The following is a 14,612-nucleotide window of genomic DNA, read 5'->3' as shown; positions in this document are numbered from 1 at the left end:
CTCACCTTCTACAACAATCAACGCCGACACACCGCACTCGGCGGCCGACCACCCATCAGCCGACTGTCACCAACCTCATGACCGAGTACATCTAGAGCGTCGCGCTGCCGCGGATCCAGTGGGCGCGGAGGTTGTCGCGAGCGCGCTGGACCTGCTCGCGGGCGGCCGGGTCGGGGACCTCGAAGTCGTCGATCAGCCGGGTGAGCGCGAGCTCCAGCGCCGCGACCAGCGCGTCCTCCTCGGACAAGTCGGACTCGGCCACCCCGCGGAGCCCGGCGGTGAGCGCGGTCAGTCCGGCGCGCTCCTGATCGGTGAAGTGCACCCGGATCTCGGTCCTGCTGTCCACGCCCGTCCCTCCTCGCCGGTTGGTACAGTCATGGTGCAGTGCAACGGCCATGTTGCACAAGAGTGAGGGGTCGCGGTGGACGAGACGCTGCGTACGGCGACCATCGCCGTACTGGCCGAGCACGGCTGGTCCGGCGTGACGCTGGAGCGGGTCGCGGAGCAGGTCGGCCGGTCGCGGGTCACGCTCTGGCGGCAGGGACTCACCGTCGAGGCGCTGCTGAGTTCGTTGCTGGACGCGCTGGCCGCCGACTACCGGGACACCATGTGGCCGGTGCTGGCCGGTTCCGGGACCGGGCGGGAGGGCCTGATCCGGACGCTGGAAGCGCTGTTCGACGTGATCGATCGGCATCTGCCGCTGATGTTGTCGTCGGACCTGGTGTTCCACCAGGAGCAGGCGCGCAACGGGCCGGTCTCGTTCCTCGACCCGTTCGAGCGGTTCCTCCGCGAAGGCGAGTCGGACGGCACACTGCACCCGCACGGCCGGATCAGCGATGTGGCCGAGGTACTGATGGTCTCCGCGGCCTTCACCTACGTCCACATGCGTGGGCGCCACCACTGGTCGCGGTCCCGCGCCCGGCGGCTCACCCTCGACCTGGTGCTCCGCGGAGTCATCGACGCGTGAAACATGTCTGTTGCATTTCTTGCAACAAGCGTGTTTCACTGGCGGCATCGTCACCTTCGGTTGGAGACCGCCATGACACTTCCGTACGCCGAACCGCTGGTCCGCCGCGAGCCGCAACCGCGGGTCATCCCCGAACCTCCGCGCGTCGGGGAGCCCGGCGGGGAGCACTGCGGCCTGTGCGACTGGCTGGCCGACTTCGAGAACTCCGAGCACCGGCCGCCGCTGTGGCACGACGACGACTGGGCGCTGTGCCGGGCGACCGGGGTCACGATCCCCGGCGTGGTCTGGCTGACCAGCCGGAGCCACCACGACTCGTTCGCCGACCTGCCGGACCGGCTCGCGCAGAGCTACGGTCCGGTGGTCGCGCGCATCGAGCGCGCCATCCTCGCGCTCGGCGACATCGCCCGGGTGCACGTCTATCGTTGGGGCGACGGTTCGGCCCACTTCCACGTGTGGTTCTACCCCCGGCCGCTGGGCATGCTCGAGGCCAAGCGGGAGATGCTGCCGTTGTGGGCCGACCTGCTGCCCGAAGCGCCCAAGGAGGTCGTCGCTGATGCCGAGGCCAAGATTGCGGCCGCTCTGGCGGCGGACAACTGACATGAACGCGGCCGCGCGGCCAGAGGAGCCGGCAGCGGCCGCTCGGACCGGGCCAGGGCTGGCGCGCCGACTCGGTGTCGGTGATGCCGTGGTGATCGGGCTGGGGTCGATGGTCGGCGCCGGTGTCTTCGCCGTCTGGTCGCCGGCCGCGCAGGCGGCCGGCTCGTGGTTGCTCCTCGGCCTGGGGATCGCCGCTGTTGTTGCCTACTGCAACGCGGCCTCGTCGGCGCAGCTCGCGGCGGTCTACCCGATCTCGGGTGGCACCTACGTCTATGGTCGCGAGCGGTTGGGGGAGTGGTGGGGCTTCGCCGCCGGTTGGTGCTTCGTCATCGGCAAGACGGCGTCGTGTGCCGCGATGGCGCTGACCTTCGCGACGTACGTGACGGACGTCGGCTGGCTGCGGCGGTTGATCGCGCTGGCGGCAGTCCTCGCCTTGGCTGCCGTCAACTACCGGGGAGTGACCAGGACGGCACGCCTCACCAGGATCCTTGTCACCTGCACCCTCGTAGTTCTCGCCGTCGTGCTCGTCGTGCTGTTCACCGGCGAGCATCAGCATCAGCCGGCAACCGGCACTTCGGTGTACGGCGTTCTGCAGTCCGCCGGGCTGCTGTTCTTCGCGTTCGCCGGTTATGCGCGGATCGCGACCATGGGCGAGGAGGTCCGCGAGCCGGCCCGGACCATCCCACGGGCGATCACCGTCGCCGTGGTCATTGCCATCGGCATCTATCTGCTCGTCGCGCTGGCGCTGCTGCGGACCGGCGACCCCGCGTCGACCGCGGCGCCCCTCGCAGCCGCAGTCGACGGGGTCGGTGCGGCCTGGGCGACACCGATCGTCCGGATCGGCGCCGCCCTCGCCAGCCTCGGCGCCCTGCTCGCCCTGATCGCCGGCATCGGCCGCACCACGCTCGCCATGGCCCGCAACGCCGACCTCCCGACCTGGCTGGCCGCCGTACATCCCCGCTACCAGGTCCCGCACCACGCCGAGCTCGCGCTCGCCGCGGTCGTCGGCGTCCTCGTCCTCACCACCGATCTGCGCGGCGTGATCGGCTTCTCGTCGTTCGGCGTCCTGCTGTACTACGCGATCGCGAACGCGTCCGCCTTCACCCAGCCGGCCGGCCAGCGTCGATGGCCCCGCGCCGTGAACGTGGTCGGCCTGACCGGTTGCGTCGTACTCGCGGTCACCCTTCCGTGGAGGTCCGCGGTCGTGGCTGCCGCACTCCTCGCGGCAGCCCTTCTCGTCCGCCGGTTCAGGACAGGTCGCGCCGGATCCGCCAGAAGCTGAACCCGGTCAGCCCCAACGCCAGGAGCATGAACAGCCCGAACTCGCGCCACTGCAGATCCCAGAAGGTGCCGGCCGTGAAGTAGCGCACATGCTGCCGGTAGCCCTCGTCGGCGAGCCGCTGGAAACACGCCACCTCGGCCGGCGTGGTCGTCACCTGCTGCTTCGGCCCGGCGGGCGGCGGCCCGGGCGCACACGCCATCGTCCAGTCGGGCAGCGTGCTCAATTCCTTGCCGGACTTGTCCACGGTCTGGTCGGACACCTTCCAGGCGGCGACCGCACCGGTGGCGACCTCGATCTCTTTCACCTGCTGATTCGCCCCGTCGCCGCTGATCCCGAACCCACGGATGTTCTCCGCGGTCGCGGCGATGTACCTGTCGACCGGTGCCAGCAGGTGCGGCCGGATCAACGACGGCGTGAGGATCTGGACCAGGATCACCGCCGCCAGCGTGATCGCGAGTGCCACCAAGGTGCGGCGTACCGCCAGCCCGATCGCGACTCCGAGAGCGAACGCGAAAGCCGCGTAGCCGACCGGGACCAGGCCACGGGCCGAGAAGGTCGACGGGAACATCCGCGGCAAGTAGGTGTTCGAGTCCTGACCGGCGTTCAGCGCGTCGTCGATCGGGGCCGACCACCAGGTCACCGCGAAGCTGAGCAGCCCGGTGATCGCCATCGCCGACAGGCCGGTCACACCGAGCTTCGTGGCCAGCCAGCGCCGGCGGGTGATGCTCTGGCTCCACACCAGCCGATGCGTGCCGGTCTCCAGTTCGCGGGCGATCAGCGGCGCACCCCAGAACGCACCGATCACCGGCGGTACGGCGTACAGCAGGAGCTGGCCGACGCGGTAGAGCACCGGGTTGAGCCGCTCGTAGGCGAGACTTTGGATGAAGTTGGTGGTCAGGCGGTGGTAGTCGTCGAGCAGGTTCGGTCCGGTCGCGGCGAGGAAGATCGCGGCCGCGACGATGACGGTCGCGACCACGACGAACTGCACGCGGAACTGCCGCCAGGTCAGCCAGATCATCGCTGCACCTCCAGGATCGGGCGCTCGGGCTGGACGTCGCGGCCCATGTAGGCCAGTACGAGGTCCTCGAGCGAGAGTTGGCTGACCGTCCAGGCCGGATCGTGGATCGGCCGGTCGGTCCGGATCAGGTACGTCGACTGCCGGTCGGTGTGGCTCGCCGTCACCACGAACTGGTCCTGCGGCAGATCCTTCGGGTCGCGGCGCGGACCGACGAGCCGGTAGTGCGTGGCCAGCAACGTGTCGATCTCGCCGCTGACCTGCACCCGGGAGTCCACCAGGACGATCACGTAGTCGCAGGCGCGCTCGACGTCGGAGACGAGATGCGAGGACAGTACGACGCTGAGCTCCTGGTCCGCGACCGCCTCCATCAGGTCCTGGAGGAACTCGCGCCGGGCCAGCGGATCGAGCGCGGCGACGGGCTCGTCGAGGATCAGCAGCTCGGGCCGCTTGGCCAGGCCGAGCGTGAGCGCAAGCTGCGCGCGCTGACCGCCGGACAGCTTGCCCGCCCGCTGCTTCGGATCGAGTTTCAGGTGCTGGATCCGCTGCTGTGCAAGGGATTCGTCCCACGCCGGGTTGAGCCGTCGCCCGAGTCGCAGGTGGTCCGCAATACTCAACCGCGCGTACGTCGGCGTGTCCTGCGCGACGTACCCGACCTTGGCCTGCTGCGCCCCGGCCCGCGCCCCCAGCACCTCGACCGACCCCGCACTGGGCGTCAGCATCCCGACAGCCAGATTCAGCAAGGTGCTCTTACCGGCCCCGTTCGGACCGACCAGCCCCACCACATGCCCGGCCGGAACCTCGAGATCACAATCGGTCAGCGCCCAGCGCCGCCCATACTTCTTACCCAACCCATGGGCCTGCAGAACCGTTGTCACGCTATGTCCTCCTGAGCGGCGGTCCGAAAGGTTGTCAGGAACAACGCCTCGATGCTCTCGTCGTCGAGTCCGGCCTTGCGGGCCTTCGCCAGCCAGCGGCGGAGGTCCTGGCGGAGCGGGCCGTGGGCGGCCAGGGTGTTGTCGGTGAGGGTGCGGGTGACGAACGTGCCGCGCCCGGGCCGGGCCTGGACCAGGCCTTCGTGCTCGAGCTCGCGGTATGCCTTGAGCACGGTGTTCGGGTTGATCGCCAGCGCCGCCACCACGTCCTTGACGGTCGGCAACTGGTCCCCCTCCCGCAGCAGGCCGAGCCGCAACGCGTTGCGGACCTGCTGAACGATCTGCTGGTACGGCGAGACCCCCGACCGGCCGTCCAGATGGAACTCGATCATCCATAACCCCATTCATCTAGGTAACTAGCACTATAGGGGTATGGCGCAAACGCCCGTCAAGAGCGGGACGCGGATCAGCGGATGGCGTCGTACCGGCGGAGCGCCTCGCGGCGGGCCTCGCCGTGGTCGACGACCGGGGTCGGGTAGCCGTCGGCGTCGTGCTTCCACGGCTCGTGCGCCGCCTTGCCGTCGAGGTGGCGCAGTTCCGGGACCCAGCGCCGGACGTAGTCGCCGTCGGGGTCGAACTTCAGCCCCTGCCCGACCGGGTTGAAGATCCGGAAGTACGGCGCCGCGTCCGCGCCGCAGCCGGCCACCCATTGCCAGTTGAGCGAGTTCGACGCGAGATCGCCGTCGCGCAGCGATCGCATGAACCACCGGGCGCCGAACCGCCAGTGCACATGCAGATCCTTGACCAGGAACGACGCGACGACCATCCGCACGCGGTTGTGCATGAACCCGGTCTCGGCCAGCTGCCGCATCCCGGCGTCGACGAACGGGAAGCCCGTCCGGCCCGCGCACCACGCGTCGAACAGTGCGCCGGGCTCGTCGTACTCCATCTTCTCGAACTCCGGACGCAGCGGCTTCCAGGCGGCCTGCGGGTGACGCGCGAGGAGGTCCGCGCAGAACTCGCGCCACGCCAGCTCCCGCCGGTACGCCTCCGCGCCGGCGCTGCGCTTGCGGGCCAGATCGGCGAGCATCGTCCGCGGATGGATCTCGCCGTACTTCAACGGGATCGACATCCGCGAGGTGCTGTCCAGATCTGGCCGGTCGCGCTCGTCGTCGTACGCCGCGACGTCGTCGAGGTACGCCTGCCAGTGCTCGAGCGTCGCCCGCTCACCCGCGCCGTCGGCGGACGGCAGGTCCTCGCCGTCCGCCTTGATCCACTGCACGTCCGCCGGCGCCTCCACCGGCTGCCGCCATCCGTGCGCCAGCCACGCCTTGAAGTACGGCGTGAAGACCTGGTACGACCGCCCCTGCTGATTGAGCACCCGGCCGGGGGCCACGGCGTACGGCGATCCCGTCCGCTCCAGTGGACACTTCAATGAGGCTTCAACTTCTTGATCGCGCTGTTGCCCGTACGGCCCGTAGTCCGCGCTGACATGCACGCTCGCCGCCCCGACCTCGGCCGCGATCGCCGGTACGACGGTCGCCGGATCGCCCCGCCGTACGACCAGCCGGCCGCCCATGGAGTCGGACAGACTGCGCAGCGATGCCATCAGGTGATCCCGCCGCGGATCGCCGGACCGCTCCCACAGCAGCGGGTCCACCACGAACATCCCGAGCACCCGGCCGTCACCCGCCGTCACCGCATCGAGCAAGGCCGGGTTGTCGCTCAGCCGAAGGTCCCGCCGGAACCACATCACCGCTGTCATCGGGCTCATCATCCGCCGGTACCCACAGCGATTGGGTAAGGCTTGCCTACATAGGTGAGAATGGGTGTCGTGAGCGAGCTGATCGATACCACCGAGATGTACCTGCGGACCGTCTACGAGCTGGAAGAAGAGGGGATCCTGCCGTTGCGGGCACGGATCGCCGAGCGCCTGCACCAGTCCGGTCCGACGGTCAGTCAGACGGTGGCGCGGATGGAGCGCGACGGTCTGATCAAGGTGGAGGGCGACCGCCATCTGGAGCTCACCGACGTCGGCCGCAAGCAGGCGGTCCGGGTGATGCGCAAGCACCGGCTCGCGGAGCGGCTGCTGGTCGACGTGATCGGGCTCGAGTGGGAGGACGTGCACGCCGAGGCCTGCCGCTGGGAGCACGTGATGAGCGACGCGGTGGAGCAGCGGCTGCTGACGATCCTGAACCACCCGACCGAGTCGCCGTACGGCAATCCGATCCCGGGCCTGGAGGAGCTGCAGACCAGCGGTATCGCGAGCGGGACGGAGGACTTCCGGATCGGTGTCGAGCCGCTCGACCAGGTCCTCGACCAGGCCACCGGTGAGAGTGTGCGGGTACTGGTCCGCCGGATCGCCGAGCCGGTGCAGACCGACGACGGCGCGATGGCGGTGCTGCGCAAGGCCGGCGCGCTGCCCGGCCGTGAGGTCGACTCGACCCTGGACGCCGACGGCGTACTGGTCGGCAGCCACGAAGCCGGCGGCATCATCAGCGACGAGACGGCCGGCCACATCTTCGTCAGCCGCGTTTAGGGGGTGTCCCCCACTCCCGCGCCTACTGCGCGGCACTCGGCACGGCACCTCGCCGCGCGGGTGCAAAGGGAACGATGCTCCGCATCGACCCCTTTGCCCCCGCGCGCCGATGCACCGCACCGAGCACCTGCTCGCTACGGCGTGGGAGTGGGAGACACCCCCTGATAGTCAACTCTGCGTTAACGCTGAGCACCCGGCGGAGCACGCCGGGTCGCCTGCCGGTAGCGTCGGTCCGCGATGTCTGAGAACCCTGTTGATTGGCCGCAGTACCTGCGGGAGTTTCATACCGCCACGCCCGGCAGCACGGAAGCGCTGCTGTCCCGGGCGGTGGCCGGCGACCATACGCCGTACCGCTGGCTGGTCCGCGCCGTCTCGGGCGAGGCCCGTAGGGTGCTCGACCTGGCCTGCGGCAACGGGCCGGTCGCGCGCGAGCTGTACGGGCGCCAGGTGGTCGGGGTGGACAACAACCCGGCCCAGCTCGCCGGTGCGCCCGGTCCGAAGGTGCAGGCCGACGCGTTGCACCTGCCGTTCGCGAACGAGGTCTTCGACGTCGTCACCTGCTCGATGGGCCTGATGGTCCTCCAGCCGCTTCCTGACGTCCTGGCGGAGGCGGCCCGGGTACTGCGGCGAGGTGGTGTGCTGGCGGCGATCGTGCCCGCCGTACGGCCGCTGCGGCGCGGGGACATCCGCACGTTGAGCGGTCTGACCACGCGGCTGCGATCGACGCCGCAGTTCCCGGCCGGCGGCGAGATCACCGAGCTGAAGGACCAGCTGCATCACGCCGGGTTCCACGTGATGGAGAGCCAGCGCGAGCGGTACGTGTACATGATCCGCAGCCGCGACGACGCGATGCGACTCGTCAACGCGCTCTACCTCCCGGGTACGCCGGACGTCCGCCGCGACACCGCCGCCGGGTGGCTCGCGGACCGCGCCGAGTCCAAGGACGGCCTCGAGGTCGCGATCCCGATCCGCCGCATCACCGCGATGCGCACGAAGGTCGCCCTGACCATCTCCTGAACGGTGGGGTCCGATCCGGGCCCGCGGTCGGTACGGTGTGCTTGTGAGTGCGCTGCGCTGGTCCGTCCGGACGCTCGATCGGGCGCTCGACGGTGAGACGGTCTACCGCGAGCTGCTGGCCGCTGAGCCGGTTGCGTTCTGGCTCGACGGCAGTCTCACCGACCGCGCGCCGCGCCGCGTCTCCGTCCTCGGTACGTCGCTCGGGGCCGAGGTCATCGTCCGGGATGTTGCCGATGGCGACGTCTTCGCCGAGCTTCAGGAGTTGCTGGCCGCGCGGGTCGCAGAGCCGCCGCCGGAGCTGGCCGGGCTCTTCTGCGGCGGGTACGTCGGATACTTCGGGTACGAGCTGAAAGCACTCACCGGCGGCGTGGTCGCCCACGAGTCGCCCACGCCGGATGCGCTCTGGATCTGGGCGAACCGGTTCGTCGTGATCGACCACGATCGGGACCGGACGTACCTGGTCGCAGTCGACAAGCCTGACGGGGAGCCCGGCGCCGGCGAGGACTGGCTGGACCGGGCCGAGACGGCCGCCGCCGACTGGTGGATGGGCAGCTTGGAGACGCCGGCGATCTCGACGCTCGACCTCGAAGTACATCTCGAGCAGGACCGGGCGACGTACCTGGCCGGCATCGCGCGCTGTCTGGAGGAGCTCGAGGCCGGCGAGACCTACGAAGTGAACCTGACGAACCGGGTCCGCCTGCCGGCCGTGCCGGACCCGTTCGAGTTCTTCCGCTGGCAATGGTCCGCGAACCCGGCGCCGTACGCCGCCTTCATCCGGTACGGCGATCTCGCGGTGGCGAGCTCCTCCCCGGAACGGTTCCTGACCGTCGACGCGGACGGCTGGGCCGAGTGCCGGCCGATCAAGGGGACCGCGCCGCGCGATCTCGACCCGGCGCAGGACCAGCTCGCGGCGAAGGCGCTGGCCGAGGACGACAAGACCCGGGCCGAGAACCTGATGATCGTCGACCTGATCCGCAACGACCTCGGCCGGGTGAGCGTGCCGGGGACCGTGAACGTGCCGCAGCTGATGCAGGTCGAGAGCTACCGGACCATGCACCAGCTGGTGACGACGGTCCGGGGCCGGTTGCGGGACGGGCTGACCGCGGTCGACGCGGTCCGCGCCTGCTTCCCGCCGGGGTCGATGACGGGCGCGCCGAAGATCCGCACGATGCAGATCATCGACGAGCTCGAACCGAGCGCGCGCGGGGTGTACTCCGGGGCGCTCGGCTACCTGTCCCTGGACGGGCGGGCGGACCTGAGCGTGGTGATCCGGACGGCGGTGCTGACCCCGGACGGGACCGTGATCGGGGCCGGGGGTGCGATCGTGCTGGATTCCGACCCGGTCGCGGAGTACGACGAAATGGTGCTGAAAGCAACGGCAGCCGTCGGCCGGGTGGGCCGCGGGTGAAGGGTGGGGGAGATGAGTGGTCTGCTGGTGGCGGATTCGTTCCTGGTTGCCAATGGCAAGGTCCGGGGACTGGAGCTGCACCGGGAACGGTTCGTCCGGTCGTGTGCCGAGGCGGGGGTCGCCGCGGAGCGGTTCTGGGACGAGCAGGCCGGGCGGCTGCCCGGGTTCGGTCGGTGGTTCCCGCGGTTCGAGCTGCCGGCCTCCGGTGAGCTCGCCGTCCAGCTGCGGCCGGCGCCGCCGATCGGCGGTCGCGTGCGCGTCGCCGTACACGAAGGTCCGGATCCGCGGACCGCGCCGCGGGTCAAGGGTCCGGATCTGGAGCTGCTCGGCAAGTTGAGGGAGGCGGCGCCCGACCGGGCCGACGAGATCCTGCTGCTCGACGCCGACGGGACCGTGCTCGAGGCGGCGTACTCGGCGGTCGCCTGGTGGGAGGACGACACGCTCTGCTTCCCGCCGTCCGACCGGCCGCTGCTCGCTTCGGTGACCGCCCAGCTGCTGCGCCGCATCGCGGCGAATCAGGGCGTCGAGATCTCCGAGCGGGCCGTCACCCCGCAGGAACTGCAGAACGCCACCGAGGTCTGGCTGGTCAACGCCCTGCACGGCATCCGCCCGATCCACGCCTGGGGCGCGTCTGCCATCGACCCGCTGCCCAACTCCGTCTCCACGGTCTGGCAGTCCCACCTCGAGTCCCAGGCGGCCCGGCTGCCCTGATCCGCCGCTTGTAAATGTGATATCACTTTGCTACCTTTGCGCTATTCGAGCAAGGGAGCGTGTGTGATGGTGGATGTCGCGGTGGAGATGCCGGCGCCGAAGGTGACCGAGCGGGCCGGCCGGGATCTGAACGGCTGGCCGATGGCGCTGCTGGCGTTCCTGCTGCTGGTGGCCGGGGTGGCCGGATTCATCATTGGTGTCACCCACGACCGGGGCCCGCAGGTGGTGGGTGGGATCGCGCTGTTCGTGGTCGGCGTGATCGTCGCCGCCGGACTGACCGCGGTCTCGCCCGGGCGGGCCCGGGTGCTGCAGATCCTCGGGCGGTACGCCGGGACGGTCCGCACCAACGGGCTGCGCTGGGTGAACCCGATCTCTTCCCGGCGCGAGGTCTCGACCCGGATCCGCAACCACGAGACAGCCGTTGCCAAGGTCAACGATGCCGACGGCAACCCGATCGAGATCGCCGCGGTGGTGGTCTGGCAGGTCGAGGACACCGCGCAGGCGATGTTCGAGGTGGACGACTTCGTCGAGTTCGTCGCGATCCAGACCGAGACCGCGGTCCGGCACATCGCGAACAGCTATCCGTACGACGTGCACAGCGACGACGACGTGTTGTCGCTGCGGGACAGCACCGACGAGATCACCGAGAAGCTGTCCGCCGAGATCGGCGCCCGGGTGCAGGCGGCCGGTGTCCATGTGATCGAGTCGCGGATCACGCACCTCGCGTACGCACCGGAGATCGCCCAGGCGATGCTGCGCCGCCAGCAGGCCGGCGCGGTCGTCGCGGCCCGGCAGCGGATCGTCGAAGGTGCGGTCGGCATGGTCGAGCTCGCGCTGGACCGGCTGTCCGAGCACGAGGTGGTCGAGCTGGACGAGGAGCGGAAGGCGACGATGGTCAGCAATCTGATGGTGGTGCTGTGCGGCGACCGTGACGCCCAGCCGGTGGTCAACGCCGGCTCGCTCTACCAGTGAGTGGTCGCGTCCCGTGGCTGTCGAACGCAAGAAGATCCTGCTCCGGCTGGATCCCGTGGTGCACGACGCGCTGGCCCGCTGGGCGGCCGACGACCTGCGCAGCACCAACGCACAGATCGAGTACCTGCTCCGCCGGGCGCTGGCCGATGCCGGCCGGCTCCCGGGCGGGGTAGGCAAACTCCGCCGCCCCGGCCGCCCTCCCAAGGAGGAAGACGATGAGTAGAAGGAATGCGACGATCGTCACAGGTGGACAACTGCTACGCCGAGCGCCGAGACCTGCTCGGAAGATTGTTGCGCTTGGCAACCTCCAGGTCCCGGATGCCTTGCCGGCAAGGATGTTCTTGCTGGCTTACGATCCGGACCGGGGGCGGCTGACGGCTCGGTCGAAGCTTGGGAAGGTGCTTCGGGCGGCGGTCCTGGTGGACCTGGTGCTGAGTGGGAATCTCGTCGACGACAACGGGCGGGCGCGGGTGACGTCGGCCGCGCCGCCGATCGACCCGGTGCTCGCGGCGGTGCTCGAGGAGGTTCGGGCGATGGGCCCGCGGCGATGGCGGTACTGGATCGACCGGCGGACGGGTGCGACCGTACGCCGGGTTCGCGACGACCTCGACCGCGCGCGCCTGATCAGGGTCGAGCCGCACCGCGTCCTCGGCATCTTCCCGGCGGACCGCATCACCGTCCGGCACCCGCTCATGCGCCGCCAGCTCCTGCAGGCCGGCCACGACACCCTCCGGGCCTCGCGACTCGTCTCCCGGGTGGATCTCCGCGACGCATCCCTCGTCGTGCTCGCGTCCACCGCGGACCTCCGCACGGTCATCAGCAAGGACCAGCGCCTTCGCCACAAGGACCGCCTGGCGCAGCTCGCGGTTCGCGTCGGGCCTGTTGTACCGGCGTTGAAGAAGACGCTCCAGCAGGCGCAGTACTCCGGCTGACCCCGGGTGCCGCTATGGTTCGTTGCTCAACCAACGAACCGAGGAAGGGGGGTGGATTGTGTTCGACGACCGGAGTCCGATCTATCTGCAGATCGCCGAGCAGATCAAGAACGACATCGTGACCGGCGCGTTGGCCGAGGACGAGCAGGTGATGTCGACCAACCAGTACGCCGCCTTCTACCGGATCAACCCGGCCACCGCCGCCAAGGGGTTCGCACAACTGGTCGACGAGGGCGTGCTGTACAAGAAGCGCGGGATCGGGATGTTCGTCTCCCCGAACGCCCGCGACCTGCTCCGCACCGGCCGCCGCGATTCGTTCTTCGCCGACGTCGTCGACCCGATGATCCGCGAAGCCAAAGCCATCGGCATCCCCCTCAAAGACATCCTCCAGCACATCCGCACGTACGGAGAAGCCTGATGACCGCCCTGACTGTGAGGACCGAAGAGTTGTCGGTCCGGTTCGCGGGTGTGCCCGCGCTGGATCGGCTCGATCTGCGGCTGGCGCCCGGGAAGATCCACGGGCTGCTCGGGCGGAACGGGTCCGGTAAGAGCACGCTCGCCGCGGTCCTGGCCGGTTTCCGTCGGCCGGACGAGGGGCGGGTGCTGATCGAGGGCGGTGACCTCGGTGCGGCGCAGGAGCCGTACGAGAACGCCGTCGTCACCAGCCGCGTCTGCCTGATCCGCGAGTCCGGCGACCTGCCGGAGGCTGTGCAGGTCAAGCAAGCGATCGGTCTGGCCGCCGCGCTGCGCCCGTACTGGGACGCGGACCTCGCGGGCGACCTGCTGGACCGCTTCGAGGTACCGGTGAACAAGAAGATCCAGAAGCTCTCCCGCGGTAAGAAGTCCGCGCTCGGCGTCGTTCTCGGCCTCGCCAGCCGGGCTCCGCTGACGATCTTCGACGAGAGCTACCTGGGCATGGACGTCCCGTCGCGGAACCTGTTCTACGACGCACTGCTCGCCGACTACAGCGAAGTGCCGCGCACGTTCGTACTGTCCACCCATCTGGTCAGCGAGGTGAGCGCGATGCTCGAGGAGGTCGTCATCCTCGACAACGGCCGACTCGTCACGCAGTCGCCGGTGGACGCACTGCGCGGCCGCGGCGCCTCGATCGTCGGCCCGGCGGCGGCCGTGGACAAGTTCACCGCCGGCCTCACCGTGCTCGCGGAGGAGCGGCTCGGCGGCACGAAGTCCACCACCGTCCTCGGCGACCTCGATCCGGCCCTGCTCGCGGAGGCGTCCGCCGCCGGCCTGGAGATCGGCCCGGTCGGCCTGCAGGACCTCTTCGTCCACCTGACAGGAGCCCGCTCTTGACCAGCACAGTGGTGGACGGCCGCGCAACGCTTCCGCGCGGAGCGACGAACCGGCACCGGCTGAAGACGGTGTTGTGGTCGATGACTGTCGGCCTGCGCCAGATGCTCGTCGGCTACTGGATCGTGATGCTCGTCGCCTTCCTGGTGATCGGGCTCGTCATCCAGCTCCTCACCAGCGGTGTCACCGGCAGCATGTGGGACTACGGCACCCAGTCGCCGAAGTACTTCTCGCTGGCCTTGGGCGTCACGCTCACTCCGCCGTACCTGGCCCTGCTCGTCTCGCACGGCGTGACCCGCCGGATGTTTGCGGTTGCCTCCGGCATCTATCTGACCGGCGCGGCCGCGGCCACCTCGATCGTGTGGGTGGTGGCGTACCAGCTGGAGCACGCGCTCTACGCGTCGCAGGGCTGGCCCGACAAGCTGACGAACCCGCACCTGTTCACCGACACGTCGCAGGTCGGCCTGATGTTCGCCGAGTTCTTCCTGCTGATCCTGTCTCACGAGGTGACCGGCTGGTTGCTCGGCATCACGTTCGTCCGCCTCGGCTTCTGGCGCGGCGTGCTGATGCTCCCGCTCGCCCTGGTCCCCGCGGTCGCCGCCGAGTTCCTCCTCGTCGCGCAGTGGCTCGCGGACGTCCTCACGAGCACCGGCTATCACCGTCCGCCACTCGCCGTCGCCATACCTTCCGTCCTCGTGGTCAGCGCGCTCGGTGTGTACGCCGGGTATCGCATTCTGCAACCGATGGCCCTGAAACCCGCTAAGGGCTAAGACACGTTATGCACAGGGGGTGTGTATAACTGCGACGGTTTCTGTGGATGGTTGCGTGTTCACTGTGGACGACCAAAACTGTTGCCAGGAAAGGCTTGTGCGACCCCTGTCCAAGAGCGTAGAAATGTCGACACGCCGCTTCGGACTGGAGTGGCGGGTCGATCGGAAACCGAGGGCCCTCGCGGTGGGGATCCCCACCGAGGTAGACCGGTGACGGGG

The 14,612-nt window shown here is 69.5% G+C and carries 18 protein-coding genes; 13 read left to right on the top strand and 5 right to left on the bottom strand.

All coding sequences use genetic code 11. The features are described 5' to 3' along the window. Positions 1-91 precede the first annotated feature (91 nt). A complete protein-coding gene (locus ACIA58_RS38005) occupies positions 92-346 on the bottom strand; it encodes a hypothetical protein (protein WP_396408705.1) in 255 nt (84 codons plus the stop codon). A gap of 75 nt (positions 347-421) precedes the next feature. Between ACIA58_RS38005 and ACIA58_RS38000 the strand changes: the two genes are divergently transcribed. The 3 genes from ACIA58_RS38000 (at position 422) to ACIA58_RS37990 (ending at position 2,846) form a co-directional block, all read left to right on the top strand. Further along, on the top strand, positions 422-967 hold the full coding sequence (locus ACIA58_RS38000) for a hypothetical protein (RefSeq protein ID WP_396408704.1): 546 nt from the start codon (positions 422-424) through the stop codon (positions 965-967). A gap of 72 nt (positions 968-1,039) precedes the next feature. Further along, positions 1,040-1,564 carry a hypothetical protein gene (locus ACIA58_RS37995; protein WP_396408703.1) on the top strand — a complete coding sequence of 175 codons (525 nt, stop codon included), beginning with the start codon at positions 1,040-1,042 and terminating at the stop codon, positions 1,562-1,564. Continuing rightward, complete coding sequence (locus ACIA58_RS37990) at positions 1,521-2,846, top strand: APC family permease (RefSeq protein ID WP_396408702.1); 1,326 nt, start codon at positions 1,521-1,523, stop codon at positions 2,844-2,846. The genes ACIA58_RS37995 and ACIA58_RS37990 overlap by 44 nt, the downstream gene beginning before the upstream one ends. On the opposite strand, the gene ACIA58_RS37985 is transcribed toward ACIA58_RS37990, so the two are convergent. From ACIA58_RS37985 to ACIA58_RS37970, 4 genes are all read right to left on the bottom strand, one after another. Then, entirely contained in the window at positions 2,812-3,864 is a 1,053-nt protein-coding gene (locus ACIA58_RS37985) for an ABC transporter permease (RefSeq protein ID WP_396408701.1), read from the bottom strand. The genes ACIA58_RS37990 and ACIA58_RS37985 overlap by 35 nt on opposite strands. Then, complete coding sequence (locus ACIA58_RS37980) at positions 3,861-4,739, bottom strand: ABC transporter ATP-binding protein (RefSeq protein ID WP_396408700.1); 879 nt, start codon at positions 4,737-4,739, stop codon at positions 3,861-3,863. The genes ACIA58_RS37985 and ACIA58_RS37980 overlap by 4 nt, the downstream gene beginning before the upstream one ends. Then, positions 4,736-5,128, bottom strand: a complete 393-nt coding sequence (locus tag ACIA58_RS37975; RefSeq protein ID WP_396408699.1) for a GntR family transcriptional regulator — start codon at positions 5,126-5,128, stop codon at positions 4,736-4,738. Before ACIA58_RS37975 ends, ACIA58_RS37980 begins: the two co-directional genes overlap by 4 nt. 74 nt (positions 5,129-5,202) lie before the next feature. After that, a complete protein-coding gene (locus tag ACIA58_RS37970) occupies positions 5,203-6,501 on the bottom strand; it encodes a cryptochrome/photolyase family protein (protein WP_396408698.1) in 1,299 nt (432 codons plus the stop codon). Positions 6,502-6,570: 69 nt separating this feature from the next. On the opposite strand from ACIA58_RS37970, the gene ACIA58_RS37965 reads away from it, so the two are divergent. The 10 genes from ACIA58_RS37965 to ACIA58_RS37920 all read left to right on the top strand — a co-directional run bounded on the left by ACIA58_RS37965 (position 6,571) and on the right by ACIA58_RS37920 (position 14,393). Beyond that, positions 6,571-7,275 (top strand): metal-dependent transcriptional regulator, encoded by a 705-nt coding sequence (locus ACIA58_RS37965; RefSeq protein WP_396408697.1) that lies wholly within the window; start codon positions 6,571-6,573, stop codon positions 7,273-7,275. A 237-nt stretch (positions 7,276-7,512) separates the two neighbouring features. Beyond that, complete coding sequence (locus ACIA58_RS37960; protein WP_396408696.1) at positions 7,513-8,292, top strand: class I SAM-dependent methyltransferase; 780 nt, start codon at positions 7,513-7,515, stop codon at positions 8,290-8,292. Positions 8,293-8,335: 43 nt separating this feature from the next. Beyond that, positions 8,336-9,700 (top strand): aminodeoxychorismate synthase component I, encoded by a 1,365-nt coding sequence (gene pabB, locus ACIA58_RS37955; RefSeq protein ID WP_396408695.1) that lies wholly within the window; start codon positions 8,336-8,338, stop codon positions 9,698-9,700. 12 nt (positions 9,701-9,712) lie between these two features. Further along, positions 9,713-10,411, top strand: a complete 699-nt coding sequence (locus ACIA58_RS37950; protein WP_396408694.1) for an aminotransferase class IV — start codon at positions 9,713-9,715, stop codon at positions 10,409-10,411. 66 nt (positions 10,412-10,477) lie between these two features. After that, positions 10,478-11,383 (top strand): SPFH domain-containing protein, encoded by a 906-nt coding sequence (locus ACIA58_RS37945; RefSeq protein ID WP_396408693.1) that lies wholly within the window; start codon positions 10,478-10,480, stop codon positions 11,381-11,383. Between the two features lie 13 nt (positions 11,384-11,396). Further along, positions 11,397-11,606 carry a hypothetical protein gene (locus ACIA58_RS37940; RefSeq protein WP_396408692.1) on the top strand — a complete coding sequence of 70 codons (210 nt, stop codon included), beginning with the start codon at positions 11,397-11,399 and terminating at the stop codon, positions 11,604-11,606. Further along, a complete protein-coding gene (locus ACIA58_RS37935) occupies positions 11,599-12,315 on the top strand; it encodes a GPP34 family phosphoprotein (RefSeq protein WP_396408691.1) in 717 nt (238 codons plus the stop codon). Before ACIA58_RS37940 ends, ACIA58_RS37935 begins: the two co-directional genes overlap by 8 nt. Positions 12,316-12,373: 58 nt before the next feature. Next, positions 12,374-12,733: a GntR family transcriptional regulator gene (locus ACIA58_RS37930; protein WP_396408690.1), complete on the top strand. Its 360-nt coding sequence runs from the start codon at positions 12,374-12,376 to the stop codon at positions 12,731-12,733. Further along, on the top strand, positions 12,733-13,626 hold the full coding sequence (locus ACIA58_RS37925) for an ATP-binding cassette domain-containing protein (RefSeq protein WP_396408689.1): 894 nt from the start codon (positions 12,733-12,735) through the stop codon (positions 13,624-13,626). The genes ACIA58_RS37930 and ACIA58_RS37925 overlap by 1 nt, the downstream gene beginning before the upstream one ends. Further along, a complete protein-coding gene (locus tag ACIA58_RS37920) occupies positions 13,623-14,393 on the top strand; it encodes a hypothetical protein (protein ID WP_396408688.1) in 771 nt (256 codons plus the stop codon). Before ACIA58_RS37925 ends, ACIA58_RS37920 begins: the two co-directional genes overlap by 4 nt. Positions 14,394-14,612 lie beyond the last annotated feature (219 nt).

Origin of the sequence: Kribbella sp. NPDC051586, from assembly GCF_044453965.1 — a bacterium.
Taxonomy (GTDB): Bacteria; Actinomycetota; Actinomycetes; order Propionibacteriales; family Kribbellaceae; genus Kribbella.
This window is presented reverse-complemented; position numbering and strand designations above follow the sequence as displayed.

Bases quoted from the DNA above. Each gene is read 5' to 3' on its own strand.
- ACIA58_RS37985 (WP_396408701.1), bottom strand. From the start codon at position 3,864: ATGATCTGGCTGACCTGGCGGCAGTTCCGCGTGCAGTTCGTCGTGGTC.
- ACIA58_RS37950 (WP_396408694.1), top strand. From the start codon at position 9,713: ATGAGTGGTCTGCTGGTGGCGGATTCGTTCCTGGTTGCCAATGGCAAG.
- ACIA58_RS37925 (WP_396408689.1), top strand. From the start codon at position 12,733: ATGACCGCCCTGACTGTGAGGACCGAAGAGTTGTCGGTCCGGTTCGCG.
- ACIA58_RS37960 (WP_396408696.1), top strand. From the start codon at position 7,513: ATGTCTGAGAACCCTGTTGATTGGCCGCAGTACCTGCGGGAGTTTCAT.
- ACIA58_RS37995 (WP_396408703.1), top strand. From the start codon at position 1,040: ATGACACTTCCGTACGCCGAACCGCTGGTCCGCCGCGAGCCGCAACCG.
- ACIA58_RS37970 (WP_396408698.1), bottom strand. From the start codon at position 6,501: ATGACAGCGGTGATGTGGTTCCGGCGGGACCTTCGGCTGAGCGACAAC.
- ACIA58_RS37935 (WP_396408691.1), top strand. From the start codon at position 11,599: ATGAGTAGAAGGAATGCGACGATCGTCACAGGTGGACAACTGCTACGC.
- ACIA58_RS37975 (WP_396408699.1), bottom strand. From the start codon at position 5,128: ATGATCGAGTTCCATCTGGACGGCCGGTCGGGGGTCTCGCCGTACCAG.
- ACIA58_RS37990 (WP_396408702.1), top strand. From the start codon at position 1,521: ATGCCGAGGCCAAGATTGCGGCCGCTCTGGCGGCGGACAACTGACATG.
- ACIA58_RS37945 (WP_396408693.1), top strand. From the start codon at position 10,478: ATGGTGGATGTCGCGGTGGAGATGCCGGCGCCGAAGGTGACCGAGCGG.